At 59.7% G+C, this 14,798-nt stretch carries 12 protein-coding genes and 4 tRNA genes; 5 read left to right on the plus strand and 11 right to left on the minus strand.

Going from position 1 to position 14,798, the window contains the following annotated elements; genetic code table 11:
• Nucleotides 1-4: 4 nt before the first annotated feature.
• From KVQ82_RS21100 to KVQ82_RS21130, 7 genes are all read right to left on the minus strand, one after another.
• Nucleotides 5-421, minus strand: coding sequence for a hypothetical protein (locus tag KVQ82_RS21100; RefSeq protein WP_222015632.1), 417 nt, complete (start codon nucleotides 419-421; stop codon nucleotides 5-7).
• On the minus strand, nucleotides 421-5,202 hold the full coding sequence (locus KVQ82_RS21105; protein ID WP_222015634.1) for an RHS repeat-associated core domain-containing protein: 4,782 nt from the start codon (nucleotides 5,200-5,202) through the stop codon (nucleotides 421-423). The genes KVQ82_RS21100 and KVQ82_RS21105 overlap by 1 nt, the downstream gene beginning before the upstream one ends.
• Nucleotides 5,203-5,448: 246 nt before the next feature.
• The gene (locus tag KVQ82_RS21110; protein WP_198760334.1) at nucleotides 5,449-5,847 is read right to left on the minus strand and encodes a sel1 repeat family protein; all 399 of its coding nucleotides are present in this window, start codon (nucleotides 5,845-5,847) and stop codon (nucleotides 5,449-5,451) included.
• Complete coding sequence (locus KVQ82_RS21115; RefSeq protein WP_003223109.1) at nucleotides 5,848-6,219, minus strand: hypothetical protein; 372 nt, start codon at nucleotides 6,217-6,219, stop codon at nucleotides 5,848-5,850.
• Entirely contained in the window at nucleotides 6,216-6,557 is a 342-nt protein-coding gene (locus KVQ82_RS21120) for a helix-turn-helix domain-containing protein (protein WP_041071888.1), read from the minus strand. Before KVQ82_RS21120 ends, KVQ82_RS21115 begins: the two co-directional genes overlap by 4 nt.
• 113 nt (nucleotides 6,558-6,670) lie before the next feature.
• Nucleotides 6,671-7,126: a YkvA family protein gene (locus KVQ82_RS21125; RefSeq protein WP_041071886.1), complete on the minus strand. Its 456-nt coding sequence runs from the start codon at nucleotides 7,124-7,126 to the stop codon at nucleotides 6,671-6,673.
• Between the two features lie 300 nt (nucleotides 7,127-7,426).
• Entirely contained in the window at nucleotides 7,427-8,143 is a 717-nt protein-coding gene (locus KVQ82_RS21130) for an FKBP-type peptidyl-prolyl cis-trans isomerase (protein WP_007966725.1), read from the minus strand.
• A gap of 270 nt (nucleotides 8,144-8,413) precedes the next feature.
• Between KVQ82_RS21130 and KVQ82_RS21135 the strand changes: the two genes are divergently transcribed.
• Both KVQ82_RS21135 and KVQ82_RS21140 read left to right on the plus strand, forming a co-directional pair.
• Nucleotides 8,414-10,222 carry a di-heme-cytochrome C peroxidase gene (locus KVQ82_RS21135; RefSeq protein WP_222015637.1) on the plus strand — a complete coding sequence of 603 codons (1,809 nt, stop codon included), beginning with the start codon at nucleotides 8,414-8,416 and terminating at the stop codon, nucleotides 10,220-10,222.
• A 26-nt stretch (nucleotides 10,223-10,248) separates the two neighbouring features.
• Nucleotides 10,249-11,382, plus strand: coding sequence for a catalase family protein (locus KVQ82_RS21140; RefSeq protein WP_222019430.1), 1,134 nt, complete (start codon nucleotides 10,249-10,251; stop codon nucleotides 11,380-11,382).
• A gap of 200 nt (nucleotides 11,383-11,582) precedes the next feature.
• Here KVQ82_RS21140 and KVQ82_RS21145 read toward each other — a convergent pair.
• The 4 genes from KVQ82_RS21145 to KVQ82_RS21160 form a co-directional block, all read right to left on the minus strand.
• Nucleotides 11,583-11,659, minus strand: a tRNA-Asp gene (locus tag KVQ82_RS21145).
• Between the two features lie 19 nt (nucleotides 11,660-11,678).
• A tRNA-Val gene (locus tag KVQ82_RS21150) sits at nucleotides 11,679-11,754 on the minus strand.
• 198 nt (nucleotides 11,755-11,952) lie between these two features.
• A tRNA-Asp gene (locus tag KVQ82_RS21155) sits at nucleotides 11,953-12,029 on the minus strand.
• Between the two features lie 19 nt (nucleotides 12,030-12,048).
• A tRNA-Val gene (locus tag KVQ82_RS21160) sits at nucleotides 12,049-12,124 on the minus strand.
• A gap of 159 nt (nucleotides 12,125-12,283) precedes the next feature.
• Between KVQ82_RS21160 and rdgC the strand changes: the two genes are divergently transcribed.
• The 3 genes from rdgC (at nucleotide 12,284) to sugE (ending at nucleotide 14,778) form a co-directional block, all read left to right on the plus strand.
• Nucleotides 12,284-13,204 carry a recombination-associated protein RdgC gene (rdgC, locus tag KVQ82_RS21165; RefSeq protein WP_003223096.1) on the plus strand — a complete coding sequence of 307 codons (921 nt, stop codon included), beginning with the start codon at nucleotides 12,284-12,286 and terminating at the stop codon, nucleotides 13,202-13,204.
• 174 nt (nucleotides 13,205-13,378) lie between these two features.
• Nucleotides 13,379-14,344, plus strand: coding sequence for a bile acid:sodium symporter family protein (locus KVQ82_RS21170; protein WP_198759049.1), 966 nt, complete (start codon nucleotides 13,379-13,381; stop codon nucleotides 14,342-14,344).
• 119 nt (nucleotides 14,345-14,463) lie between these two features.
• Nucleotides 14,464-14,778, plus strand: coding sequence for a quaternary ammonium compound efflux SMR transporter SugE (sugE, locus tag KVQ82_RS21175; RefSeq protein ID WP_198759050.1), 315 nt, complete (start codon nucleotides 14,464-14,466; stop codon nucleotides 14,776-14,778).
• Nucleotides 14,779-14,798 lie beyond the last annotated feature (20 nt).

Below are 14,798 nucleotides of genomic sequence, written 5' to 3' on the forward strand. Positions count from 1 at the left end.
GAAGCTACCATATAGACCGATCTTCACTAGAGGCTTTTGCAAGATCCAGCTCCCAAACCTCAATCGCCAATTTATAAATTTCCTCAAAAAAACCTCGAGGATTTTCAAGGGAATCCCACTCTTCACGAGGCCAACTTGCGGCTTCGCAAGGATCGATCTCGAACAAATGCTGAAAGTCATATGTTGGATCCGCGAGTTTTACTTCCAGATTCTCAAGTAAGACCAGTTTGTGCCGATGAGAGAGGTACGGCAGATCCAGACAATACTTTCGGATCAAAGCCTCCCGATCACCAGTATCATCGGGATTGTAAACTTCGAGTTCTACCCCTCGTGTTTCTTCCCGATCATAAACATCGAACATACCAATAAACCACATTAACCGCGGATCAAAAGGCTCATTCAAAAACGGATCTTTCAACATTACTTACCCTCAGCAGGAAACCCCGTAAACGGCTTCTGTATATTTATCTGATCGAATTTCACTTCGAACCAATTCATATCCTCATTGAGGCTCGGATTTTGCGGATCCATTCTATTTGGCCTATACCCACGCCCCGCCCCAGGCAACTCCAATCTAACTATTGGATTACCTTTTTGATCTTTCCCTGTGTGCATAATTAAACCATCTTTATCCTTTGTCATCGCTTTATTCAACGCGCCCAAATGCATCCGCCAGTTATGAAACTGAGAGCTAAGATTTCCTCTTGCACGTACTGGGACAATACCAGTATGAGGATCAGCACCATTAATTCCACGTTGCTTAAGGGCTCGATCAGGAATTTCGGAGCTGTGTTTTTTTACGGTGTGCATACCATAAAGATCTTCATATTCATGTACCCGACGCTTCGCATTCTCCTCAGCCACCTCATCAAGCCTCGCCCGCCGCTCCTGCGCTGTCATCTTCGGCAGTGGAGGCGCACCTTCTTCGACAACTGCACGCCCCGCCTCGTAGCGCATCGGACGGCGCGGTGTCGGCGGAGGACAACTGCAGCTCAACCCCAACGGATCCACCCACCCCGTCGGATTCGGCACGTACCGGTACTGATTCAACCCACCCGCCAACTTCACCGGATCCGGCGTCAGATACCGCCCCAACCTCGGGTCGTAATACCGATGCCGGTTGTAATGCAGTCCACTCTCCGCATCGAAATACTGCCCCTGAAACCGCAGCGGCTGGTCGAGGTAGTCCTCGCCCGCCAGAGTGATTACCGCGACCTTGCCGTAGGCGTCGTACTGCGCCGACCAGACGATTTCGCCGCTGTAATCGGTCAGTTCCTGCGGGGTGCCGAGGTGGTCGAGTTGGTAGTAGAACGGGCAGGCCTTTTTCGGGCCTTTGCCGTCGAGCAGGGCCAGTGGGCGGAAGGTGCCGGGTTCGTAGACGTAGCTGCGGTGGTGGGTTTTGCTGCTTTCGGCGACGAGGTGGTCGCCTTGCCAGAAGAACTCGGTGCTGATGCCGTCGACGGTTTTGCGGATGCGCCGGCCGAAGGCGTCGTATTGGTAGGTCGCGGTTTGGCCGTCGGGGCGGGTCAGGCCGATCAGGCGGTGCTGGCAGTCGTAGCGGTATTCGGTGATCAGCAGTTGATCGCGGCCACGACGCTCGCGGATCAGGTTGCCGAAGGCGTCGTAGTCGTAGTGCCGGTCGCCCTGCATCAGCAGGCGGTTGCCCTTGATCCGGGTGGGGCCGGGACGGTCCTGCATCAGCAGGTTGCCGGCCGGGTCGTGGGCGAAGGCTTCGGGCAGTTCGTCGCGCGAGTGGCGGACGCGAATCAGCCGGTCGAGGGCATCGTAGCCATAGGTGCGCTGACCGTGACGGCTGTCGGCAATGTGTTCCAGATTGCCGTTGGCGCTGTAGGCATAATCGCGGCGATACAGCGAAGCGTGCTGATGGCCTACAGCGTGGGCCAGCAAACGGCCTTGATCGTCGTAGGCATATTCGCTGAGCAACAGGCCTTGTTGACGTTGTTGTTCGCGACCCGACTGATAGACGTGGCTGGTCAGCCGCGTGCCATTAAGGTCAATGGCGGTCAGCGCGCCGCCCTTGGCGTAGTGATAGTCGAGCGTGCTGTTGTCCGGCAGACGCTGGCGCTTGAGCTGCCCGCAGGCGTCATAGGCATAACGCAAGGTGCCCCAGCCCCGATGCTCGGTGATCAGCCGGTCCTGCAGGTCGTATTCAAAGGCCAGTGGATGTTGCTGGCCATCATCGACCCCGGTTAATCGGCCCAGGCGGTCGTAGGTGTAAGCCACCTCAACCCCGTCCGGCAGGGTTTTCAGCAGCAGACGCCCGGCCGCATCACGCGCGTAGGCAGTGACCAGCGTCGAGCCGTCATCGCCGAACTCGGTTTTTTCCAGCAGGTGCCCGTTGCGGTCGTAGGCGTACGCGGTGCGCCGGCCGTCGAAGCCGGTTTCCTGTCGGATCAATCCGGTGGGCGTGTAGTCCAGTCGGTACTTTTCGCCGGACTCGTTCTCGATTTCCGTCAGCAGCAGTTGCGCATGGTCGTAGCGGTACTGCACCCGCGTGCCGTCGGGATTGATCCTGCGCGAGACGAGGTGCAGGTCGTCGTCATACTCGTAGCGGGTGATGCGCCCGAGTTCGTCACGCTCGGCCGTGACCTGGCCGTACGCGCCGTAGCTGTAGGCGCGAGTGGCGCCTGTGGGCAACGTCGTCTGAACTAGTCGGCCAACGGCGTCCCACTGCTGGCGAGTGATCGCACCGTGTTCGTCGCAAGTGGTCGTCCGTCGCCCCTGCGCATCGTAGGAAAAGTGCCGTACACCACCGTCGGGCAGGGTTTCTTCGGTCAGTTGGCCAAGGTCGTTCCACGACAACTTGTGCCGGCTGGTGTCCGGGTAGCGGATCGACAGCAACTGCCCGCGCGTGTCGTAGTAGTAATGGGTGACCTGACCGTCGGGATCGACCGCCTCGGTGACATCGCCCTCGGCGTTGCGCCGAAACGTCCACACCGCCTCGCCGCGGGAACGGCTGTGCAGGAAACCGTTGCGGTACTCGTAGGACGTTGGCTCATCGTCCGGCGGAAGCAGCGCGATCAGCCGTCCGACGTCGTCGTAACGGTATTCGGTGACCGCGCCCAGCGGATCCTGCTCGGCGATCAGCCGGCCCTGATCGTCATAAGCCTTGAGGTGCTCACCGCCATCGGCCTCGACCTTGCGCACCAGCCGTGCGCTGTCATCGTGGACGTAGGTTTCTTCGCTGCCATCGACGTAGTGCACCGCGACGCTGCCGTCATCGGCCCAGACGTAACGGGTGTCCATCTGCGCGAACGACGCCCAATGGCGCACGCAACGCGCGGCTTTGCCGGAACGTTCCCACTCCCAGAAAAAGCTCGCGCCGCCGGTCAACTGCCGCTGCAGGATGACGTGCTGATCGTCGTAGTCGTAACGCTCGCTGTCACCGACCGCATTGGTCGCGGCCAACAACCGCTGACGCGCGTCGTAGCAATAACTGACCAGCGTTTGCTCGGTGCGCCAGCCACCCGCCTCAAACACCTGGTAATCAACTGCCACCAGATGCGCCCGGTCGTAGCGCAACAGCAGCGAGCGACCCGCGCCATTGTCCAGGCGAATAATTCGCTGCTGATGATCGCGAGAAACGGTCAGACGATTGCCATACGCATCACTGACCGCCACCAGCCGCCCGGCACGAAAGTGATAAAACCGCGCCGCATCCCCGGCCAGCGCGAGGATCAGTTCCTCCGGTTCATCCCCGAGAAAAATCGCCGCCCGCGACAGGCTGTTGTGAATCTGCGGCCGCTCCACACTGGGCAACGGAAACCGCGTGCGGCGATTTTCGTGATCGACCCAGACCACCGCATCGCCATCAAACTCCAGCCGATGCGCCAGCGAATGGCTCCAGCCAAACCCCAGCCCGACATCGATCTCCACCGCGCTGGTGCGATACAGCCGGGTGAACTCGAACGGCAGCAAGCCATCGAGCGTGCCATCGGTCAGGGTCAGCAGTTCTTCGCCGGTGACCATCGACACCGGGCAACCGTTGGTGCAGGTCAGCGGCGCGCAATCGGCGCTGTCGCCGTTGGGGTTTTTCGCTTGTTCCGGCGAGTCGTCGTGATGCTCGTTTTTCTTCAGGGCGGCATTGCGCTTCGCATCCCAGCGCAACTGCATGCGGCCCTTTTTAACGCCGGCGGCAATGCCCCGCGCGGCGACGGTTTTGTACTGGTCGACGTAATGGATGAACGTGTTGACGATGCCGAACATCGCCTTTACCAAGCGTTTCACAACCGTGAGCAGCTGGGCGGCGCGATCCGCCAGGCGTAGCGTCAGATAGGCGATCCCTGCACCAGCCCCGACGAATGTCAACACAACGCCGATCAGCACATCGAGCAGCACCTGCACGATCATCATCGACGCCATTTCAGCGGTTTTACCGGCGATCCGGCTGGGCGGCAGCATCTCCAGCCAGAGACTTGCACTGCGCAACAGCAAACACAGCGCCGCCTCGTCGCTGACCAGCAACTGCAGCTTTTGCATGACATCCGGAGCTGATTCTGCGAGGCGGATCAGATCGGCCGCACCACTTCCAAGACGTTCAGCAAACGCCCCTGGATCCTGCAGAATCTCCGACAGCATGCCGATGCTGTCCCACACGCCCTCGATCGCCGCCCAACTCCCGGCGAGCATGCCGTTGCCCGCCGCAGTCGCCACCGACTGTGACCACTGCGGCTTGAACCCCTGCCACTCGCTGCGCAGCCAGCCCTCCAGATTACCGGTCAAGCCGTCGTAGGACTTGAACAGCGCCTCGATCTGCTCCGAGGTAACGTCGCTGTGCACCTGCACGCGATAGAACTTGCCCGGCGTCCCGGTGAATGTTCCCCGGCCTTGCGCATCAAGTCCGACGGGGAAGATTTGGCCATCATCCACCGCCACCACATCGACCACGATGTCGCCCAGCGGAATGTCGTACACCGACTCGAATTTGCTCTCGATCGTCAGCACCCCGCTTTTCGGGCACTGCACGACGCCGGAGGCAAACTCACTGTCTCCTGTGCTGACAGCGGTGATGCGATCACCGAAACGGATGATCCGCTCCATGCCCATCAGCGACGGCAAATCCGCCGCATGGCTGACCTGATCGGCCGCTCTGCTGAACCAATGTTCAAGCTGCTGGCGATAGAGGCTGAGGGTGTCGGGAAAGCTGTCGAGTTCCTGCTCGATACGGCTGACGGCTTCCATCAGCGCACGCAACGATGCGGGGTGGAATGAAAAACCGGGTCAAACATGAGCGTTCCCTCGCGCAAAAATTAGGCGCGGGGACTTTGCGGGGGATCAATCAGGAAAGAAGTCAGGCGAGTAGGCTTTTGCTGTAGGACTATTCTGCAAAGGACTGATTACTACAAAACGTATGGCGATAAACGCAAACGTGGCGTGAGGTTTCCCTCACGCCACGTTTATCCAACGATACAAAATGATTTACTGGGTTTAATCCCGAGCGCTCAACTCTTTGAGTTTGAGCTCGGCCAACGGGTGGCCGGCCTTGGCGGCCAGCGTCCACCAGCGCGCCGCTTCTGCCGGATCCGGCGCTTTGCTCGGAGTACCGGCCAGGCTGATCACGCCGACCTGATAAGCTGCTTTGCCATCGCCGGCGAGCGCCGCCAGACACAACAGTCGCACACCCTCTTCGCGGGCGCCCAGGCCAACACCGCGAAACGTCAGAATGTGCCCATAAAAGCTTTGCGCGCCGACATCGCCCAGATTGGCCATGCGCGCAAACTGCCCTTCGAGCCAGCGCCAGCCTCTGGGTTGGCGGACGAACCACGACCAGTGAAACAGCCTGCGGGCCAACCAGTAACTGGCCGATGCCTTGAGTCGAAAGAACACTCAGGCCTCCGCCGATTCCGGGTACTCGTATTCGAAGACCCTGACCACTTCCGACGCATGCCAAGAGGCAGCCGCGACGCCATCGGATGGCCCGGAAAAACGCCCGAGACGTTCAACGCACTCAAAAAAACCGGTTCGAGGCAAACGGCTGGCCCCTTGGCTGATCACCAGCGAGCTGCGCAATGGCTGCTCGGCCTTGGCGTCCAGTGCAGCCAGATGCTCAAGTGCCGCGGTCAGCGTCTGCATCGCCGGCGTCGGCAGTTGCAAACGTTCGAGCAAGGCTCGATAGGTCAACAGATGGCGCTGCCTGCGCGCCTGATCCAGCTCCCCCAACAATCCGTCCCAATGTTGACGACTGATGCGTACGCTCACGATTCATCCCTCCAACCCGGCACCGTCAGTTCCCAGGCCAGGCTGCGGCGAATCGCGGCGTCAGGTTGACGCTCGCCGCTTTCGATCATGGCCAGATAAGACGGGCTGATGCCTACCGTGCGGGCCAGCGCCTCGATGGCGATGCCCTTCCCTTCGCGCAAACTGCGTAGTTGATCCAGACCTGGAAGAATCGGGTCTGGCGCTGCGGCGGCCGGCGCTGGCGCCTGCTGCTGCGGTATGTCGTTGATGCCTGCTGCTTTCAGTAGAGCCTGATACTGGCCCCATGGCAGAACCGCGTATTCGGGTTCGCCATCGCGTGCAATTATCTGAATATCCATGACTACCCCGTAGGACAACAACACTTAGCGAGTCGGCACTTTTCCCTAGAAGTGTAATCCTAACAGCGGCCAAGGTCGCGGGGGGGTATCAATCTGCCTGCAGACGAGGTGAATCAGGTTTTTTTCGGGCCCTGCAGTTGAAGTTGCTCGGGGGTATCGGGCAAACGCTCGACCACTGCGAGCTTTTCCGGCTGTTGTCGATTGCGCCAGAGCCGGAAGGCAGCGAGTTCGTCGTCGAGGGTTTTCATTAGCCAGGCGAGAACAGCAATGTCATCGAGCATGCCGAAGACGGGGATGAAATCCGGGATCGCGTCTACCGGGCTGAGGAAATACATCAAGCCCGCCACCACCGAAACGATGGCTTTCGGACTGATCGCCCGGTACTCGCCGCGCCAGTAAGCCAGACACAATGCCTGGAGCAAGCGCAGATCATCCTTGAGCTTGCCCAGGCGATTACCTTGCGCAGCGCCCTTGCTCGCCACGGCGAACAGCAGAGTCGGCAGCCGGCCACGCGCTAGCAGGCGTCCCGCCAGAGGCAGAAACCGGGCGAAATTCCACGGCGCTTTCATCTATTTCTCCCGTTGAAATGTTATCCACACAAATTGTGGATAACCTTGTGAACAGAGCTGCATTTCAGCGCTGAGAGCCCCGTTTCATAAGGGCTTCGCTCAGATCGGGCGTTTTTTACTCACATAAAAAAACCCAATATTTCATTGACTTGGCGGCTCAGGACGTCTACCCACGGCGGCCTCAATCTCTAGGACTGCTGCCAGCGGCATCCGTTCGCTCTGTTTACCTGCGCCATCCTTCAGATGCAACAACGCCCCGCATAAGCGAGGCGTTGTTGGCGAAGCCGTTACCGATGCCTGTTACTTGGCAGCGGCGTCTTCTTTGGCTGGATCCTTGATGGCCAGCAGTTCCAAGTCGAAGACCAGAACCGAGTTGGCCGGGATTGCCGGGCTTGGCGATTGCGCGCCGTAAGCCAGATCGCTAGGGATGTACAGTTTGTACTTCTCGCCAACGTGCATCAGTTGCAGACCTTCAACCCAACCCGGGATCACGCCGCTGACCGGCAGATCGATCGGGCTGCCACGTTCCACGGAGCTGTCGAACACGGTGCCGTTGGTCAGCTTGCCGGTGTAGTGAACAGTCACTACGTCGGTCGGCTTGGGCTGTGGGCCGTCGGCTTTCTTGACCACTTCGTACTGCAGACCGGAAGCGGTGGTGGTAACGCCAGGCTTCTTGCCGTTTTCTTCGAGGAATTTCTTGCCGGCGGCTGCCGACTCTTCGCTCATCTTGGCCATACGCTCTTCGGCACGCTTTTGCAGCGCGGCGAAAGCTTCGACCAGTTCTTCGTCTTTCAGCTTCTGTTCTTTCTTGCCGACGGCATCTTCGATGCCCTGGGCTACCGCTTTGGAGTCCAGATCATCCATGCCTTCCTGAGCAAGGCTCTTGCCCATGTTCAGGCCGATACCGTAGGAAGCTTTTTGCGCCGGGGTTTTCAGCTCTACGCTGGTCTGCGAATCACAACCCGCGAGGACCAGGCTAACCAGGGCTACCGCCGCCGCCAACCGATGCTGTTTCATGCTATTTCCTTGTTCATGCGCCGAAAGGGCAATCGAGTAAAGCCGCGAGCTTATCAGGCCGCCACGACCAATGGCTACCGGCATGAGAGCAGGAAACGTCCGATAAGTTCAGGGATTAAAACGCATTCGAGCAAAGCGACGATGAAGCTTCTGTCATCTTGGCCTGACAAGGGCTGACGAGACTTCCTACGACAGTTGGCGTAATGGCCACTTGCCGCACCTGCAGCAGCTGAGGCATAACAGCGCAACAACTCGACAAGGATGTTTATCTTGCGCCTCTTATTCCGTGTGCTGACTCTGATCGTGGTACTGCTGGGCCTGGTCCTGGCCGTGATTCTGTACTACGTCGCCAACCCGAAACTGCCCTTCTATACCCCGGCCCAACAGGTACGTTACCTGCAACAGTGGAGCGAGGAGGAGCGCCAGACTTACTATTTCACCCCGCAAGGGACGCAGGTCAAAGGCCTGCGCTATGAATGGTTCCAGGCGCTGGAACTGCCCTTCTCGCAGCAGCGTTTCGCGTCCCCGGAATACCTCGCACGCTTCGGTTTTCTGGTTGATCCGCAGCAGAAAGCCACGCCGAACAACCCTGGCAATCTGCCGGTTGGCTTTGCCCGCCATCAGAACCCCGGCGGTACCGAGCAATACCTCGATATCACCTGCGCCGCCTGCCACACCGGCGAACTGCGCTTCAACGGCCAGGCCGTGCGGATCGACGGCGGGTCGGCGCAGCATGTTTTGCCTTCCAGCGTTCCTACGTTGCGCGGTGGCAGTTTCGGACAGGCATTGGTCGCCAGTCTGGCCTCGACTTACTACAACCCGTGGAAATTCGAACGCTTCGCCAGAAATGTTCTGGGCGATGGCTACGAGCCGCGCCGCGAGCAACTGCGCAAAGACTTCAAGCAATCGCTGAACACCTTCCTGAAAGTCGCCTGGAACGATACCCATCGCGGCCTCTACCCGACCGAGGAAGGCCCTGGACGCACCGATGCGTTCGGCCGCATTGCCAACGCCACCTTCGGCGACGCGATTTCCCCCGCCAACTACCGCGTGGCCAACGCCCCGGTCGACTACCCGCAACTGTGGGACATGTGGACCTTCGACTGGGTGCAGTGGAACGGCTCGGCCCAGCAACCGATGGCGCGCAACATCGGTGAGGCATTGGGCGTCGGCGCTACGCTGAATTTCTTCGACAGCAACGGCCAGCCGCTGCAAGGCGATGCGCGTTATGCCTCGAGTGTCCGCGTACGCGATCTGCACACAATCGAGGAAACCCTGCAACGCCTGCAACCACCAGCCTGGCCGGAAGATGTCCTGGGTGCCATCGACAAACCGTTGGCCGCCAAGGGCCGCACGCTGTTTGCCGAGAACTGCGCCGGTTGCCACGTGCCGCGCAAGACTCAAGAGGGCGAGCGCTGGGTGCAGCACTTGCACATGTTGCCGGTGGAGGTGATCGGCACCGACCCGAATGCCGCGACCAACATTGCCACTCACCGCTTCGACCTGACGCCGCTGCAATGGGACCCGAAAGAACTTGAGCAAATGGATGTGAAGTTGCATCCGACGCCCACCGAACCACTGGACCTGAGCCAGCTATCGGTGGCCAAGGGCCTGGCCTACGTCACCGCGTTCGTCGAGAAGCGCGCCTATCGCGAGGCCGGCGTCACCCCGCAGGAAAAACCCCAACTCGACGGCTTCGGACTGCCGATCGGCGTGCGCGAAAAGGTCGCCTACAAGGCCAGGCCGTTGGCCGGTATCTGGGCCACCGCGCCGTTTCTGCACAACGGTTCAGTACCGAGCCTTTATCAATTGCTGTCGCCGCAGGATGAGCGTGCCACGACGTTTTATAAAGGTACGTTCGAATACGACCCGCGCCATCTGGGGTATCGCACCGAAGCCTTTACCAATGGTTTCCTGTTCGACACGCGAATCTCCGGCAACCACAACAGCGGTCACGAATTCCGCGCCGGCGAGCGCGGCAGTGGGGTCATCGGCCGACTGCTGCAACCAGAGGAGCGCTGGGCCTTGCTGGAGTACCTGAAAGTCCTGGGCGGCCCGTTGGAGGCGCAATTGCCATGAGGATCGACCCGTATAAAAGACCGTCGATGTTCGCCCGCGTCTGGATGTGGCTGGGGCGTCTGCTAGGCAAAGCCCTGCTGGCATTGCTGATTGTCGGCCTGCTGGGCTGGGCCATCGCCAGCGCGTGGTTCGCCTGGCAACACAGAGGCCCGGTGTCAGCGCAGGAACAGGTTCCCGCCGGTGAAGCGGCCATGACCCAGGACGTGATCCAGACCGCCGTACGCATCGTCGATCAGCACCGCGAAGGCACACGCTACCTGCGCGATGCGCATGCCAAAGCCCATGGTTGCGTGAAAGCTGAAGTGACGGTGCTGCCGGAACTGACACCAGCGCTGCGCCAAGGTGTTTTCACCGAACCAGGCAAAACCTGGCAGGCGTTGATTCGCTTGTCCAATGGCAACGCCTACCCGCAGTTCGACAGCATCCGCGACGCCCGGGGGATGGCGATCAAGCTGCTCGATGTCCCCGGCAAGCAGCTGCTCGGCGACCGTCAGGTGCGCCGTGAACAAGACTTTGTGATGTTCAGCCACCCGAACTTCTTCGTCAGCGATGTCGCCGAGTACCGTCAGAATGTGGCGGCTCAGGCTGACGGCAAAAAGATCATGGCGTTCTTTCCTGGCTGGGATCCGCGCAACTGGCAGATTCGCCACCTGCTCATCGCCCTGGCGACCCTGTCACCGCCGCCGGACAGCCCGACCGCGACCACCTACTTTTCGGTATCGCCTTACAAATTTGGCGAGGCCAATGCCAAGTTTCGGGTTGCGCCGGATCCAGACAACTGCCCAACCTACACCCTGCCCGCGCAAAATCACGACCTGCCGAATTTCCTGCGCAGCGCCTTGAATCAGCAATTGTCGACGGATCGGGTACCGGCGTGTTTCGTGCTGCAGATTCAGCGCCAGGATGCGAACAAGTACATGCCGATCGAGGACACCAGCATCGAGTGGCGCGAGCAGGATTCAGCGTTCGAAACAGTGGCACGGATCACCCTGCCGGCGCAGGACTTCGACACGCCAGCGCTGAATCTGGCATGCGACAACCTGTCGTTCAATCCGTGGTTTGGTATCGAGGCGCATCGGCCGATTGGCGGGATCAATCGCTTGCGTAAAGCGGTGTATGAGGCGGTGAGCGATTATCGGCATAGCCGCAATGCTGAATAGTGAGAATTCCTCTGTAGGAGCTGTCGAGTGAAACGAGGCTGCGATCTTTTGATCTCTAAAAGCAAGATCAAAAGATCGCAGCGTGCCGCAGCTCCTACAGAGGAGATCGAGTGATTTCACAAATCGCAGACAGCAAAAAGCCCGCACTTGGCGGGCTTTCTGTGGTGACCTGGCGTTCAGTGGGTCCAGGTGACCGAATATGGCGCAGCGGACGGGACTCGAACCCGCGACCCCCGGCGTGACAGGCCGGTATTCTAACCGACTGAACTACCGCTGCGCGAAACGCTTGAAACGAATGGTGGGTGATGACGGGATCGAACCGCCGACATTCTGCTTGTAAGGCAGACGCTCTCCCAGCTGAGCTAATCACCCTTCGCTTCGTTACGGGGCGCATTATGCCACAAGTTTTCGTAAAGTGTTGATTTAATTGAAGTTTTTTTCAAATAAATCCGAAAACCGGTGAAACGACACAAACCCGATGGAACAAGGTACAAACGTGAGACAGAAAAAAACCCGCTTCAGCGGGTTTTCCGTGGTGACCTGGCGTTCAGTGCTCCAGGTTACCGAATATGGCGCAGCGGACGGGACTCGAACCCGCGACCCCCGGCGTGACAGGCCGGTATTCTAACCGACTGAACTACCGCTGCGCTAAACACTTGAAACGAATGGTGGGTGATGACGGGATCGAACCGCCGACATTCTGCTTGTAAGGCAGACGCTCTCCCAGCTGAGCTAATCACCCTTCGCTTCGGTGTGGCGCGCATTCTACGGAGCGACCCAACCTCTGGCAAGCACTTTTTTAATTAATTTTCTCAGGCCTTCCAAAGGCTTAGAGAAGGGTTGGCCTATGCCACGGCGAAGACAATAATGCCCCCCTTTGTATAAAGGAGAGACTCACCCCATGTGGTTCAAAAACCTGCTGATCTATCGCCTGACCCAAGACCTGCCTGTCGATGCCGAGGCGCTGGAAACTGCACTGGCCACCAAACTGGCGCGTCCATGTGCAAGCCAGGAGTTGACCACCTACGGTTTCGTCGCGCCATTCGGCAAAGGCGAAGATGCGCCACTGGTGCACGTCAGCGGCGACTTCCTGCTGATCGCTGCGCGTAAGGAAGAACGTATTCTGCCGGGCAGCGTCGTGCGCGACGCGGTCAAGGAAAAGGTCGAAGAGATCGAAGCCGAGCAGATGCGCAAGGTCTATAAGAAGGAACGCGATCAGATCAAGGATGAAATCATCCAGGCGTTCCTGCCGCGCGCCTTTATCCGTCGCTCGTCGACCTTCGCTGCCATCGCACCGAAACAGGGCCTGATCCTGGTGAACTCGGCCAGCCCGAAACGCGCCGAAGACCTGCTCTCCACAATGCGTGAAGTGCTCGGCACCCTGCCCGTGCGTCCGCTGACCGTGAAAACCGCGCCGACCGCGGTGATGACCGAGTGGGTCACCACCCAGCAAGCAGCACCGGACTTCTTCGTGCTGGACGAATGCGAGCTGCGCGATACACACGAAGACGGCGGCATCGTGCGTTGCAAGCGTCAGGATCTGACCAGCGAAGAAATTCAGCTGCACTTGAGCACCGGCAAAGTTGTCACTCAGTTGTCGCTGGCCTGGCAAGACAAGTTGTCGTTCATGCTCGATGACAAGATGACCGTCAAACGCCTGAAGTTCGAAGACCTGCTGCAGGATCAGGCGGAGCAGGACGGTGGCGACGAGGCTCTGGGCCAACTGGACGCCAGCTTCACCCTGATGATGCTGACCTTCGGCGACTTCCTGCCGGCACTGGTGGAAGCGTTGGGTGGGGAAGAGACTCCGCAGGGGATCTAAACCTCTCTCCGGCGCCCTCCTTTATTGAGGGCGCCTGAAAAAGCAAAGATCGCAGCCTTCGGCAGCTCCTACATTTGGAATGTGTTTCCCTGTATGAGCTGCCGAAGGCTGCGATCTTTTTGCTGGCACCGTATGCTTGGCTTCCTAACGCTTTCACATAATAAGGAACACGCCATGCGAGCACTGGCTGCACTGAGCCGCTTTGTCGGCAATACCTTCGCTTACTGGGTTCTGATTTTCGCCGTGATCGCGTTCCTGCAACCGGCGTGGTTCCTCGGCCTCAAAGGCGCAATCGTGCCGCTGCTGGGGCTGGTGATGTTCGGCATGGGCCTGACCCTCAAACTCGATGACTTCGCTGCCGTCGCCCGCCATCCGTGGCGCGTGGCTTTGGGCGTGGTCGCACATTTCGTGATCATGCCCGGCGTGGCGTGGTTGCTCTGCCAGATCTTCCACCTACCGCCGGAAATCGCGGTCGGGGTGATTCTGGTCGGCTGCTGCCCAAGCGGCACCTCTTCCAACGTCATGACCTGGCTGGCCCGCGGCGATCTGGCGCTGTCGGTGGCGATTGCCGCTGTCACCACCCTGCTCGCTCCGCTGCTGACCCCGGCATTGATCTGGCTGCTGGCTTCGGCATGGTTGCCGGTGTCGTTCATGGAGTTGTTCTGGTCGATCCTGCAAGTGGTGTTGCTGCCGATCGTGCTCGGCGTGGTCGCGCAACGCGTGCTCGGCGACAGGGTGCGCCACGCGGTGGACGTGTTGCCACTGGTGTCTGTGGTCAGCATCGTGATCATCGTCACCGCCGTGGTGGCCGCCAGTCAGGCGAAGATTGCCGAATCCGGGCTGCTGATCATGGCCGTGGTGATGCTGCACAACAGCTTCGGCTACCTGCTGGGTTACTTCACCGGACGTCTGTTCAAGCTGCCACTGGCGCAGCGCAAGTCGCTGGCGCTGGAGGTCGGCATGCAGAACTCGGGGTTGGGCGCGGCGCTGGCGAGTGCGCACTTCTCGCCGCTGGCGGCGGTGCCGAGCGCGTTATTCAGCGTCTGGCACAACATTTCCGGGGCGTTGCTCTCGACGTACTTCCGGCGCATGAGCGAGAAAGAAGACCGTGAGGCGCTAGCGCAGCAGCCAGCCGACTGACCGGGAAACTTGATCCCCGGATTAATGCTCGGCAGACTATTTCGCTACGCGGGGACGACCCTGCGGCTCGATCGAGTTATCAATCTGGGGACGGCCCCGTCAATCGATGGAGGTCTCTCATGTCCTGGATCATTCTGTTTTTCGCCGGCCTGTTCGAAGTCGGCTGGGCCGTCGGCCTGAAATACACCGACGGCTTCACCCGCCCGCTCCCCACCCTCCTGACGGTTGCGGCCATGGCCATCAGCCTCGGCTTGCTGGGCCTGGCGATGAAGGAATTGCCGCTGGGTACGGCTTATGCGATCTGGACCGGAGTCGGCGCTGTGGGCACGGTGATTGCCGGGATCATTCTGTTTGGTGAATCGATGGCGTTGATTCGCCTGGCCAGTGTGGCGTTGATCATTACCGGGTTGATTGGCCTTAAAGTAAGCGCTTAAGCCAATGGCCCCATCGCTGG

This window comes from Pseudomonas sp. AO-1 (assembly GCF_019775695.1).
Lineage (GTDB): Bacteria > Pseudomonadota > Gammaproteobacteria > Pseudomonadales > Pseudomonadaceae > Aquipseudomonas > Aquipseudomonas parakoreensis.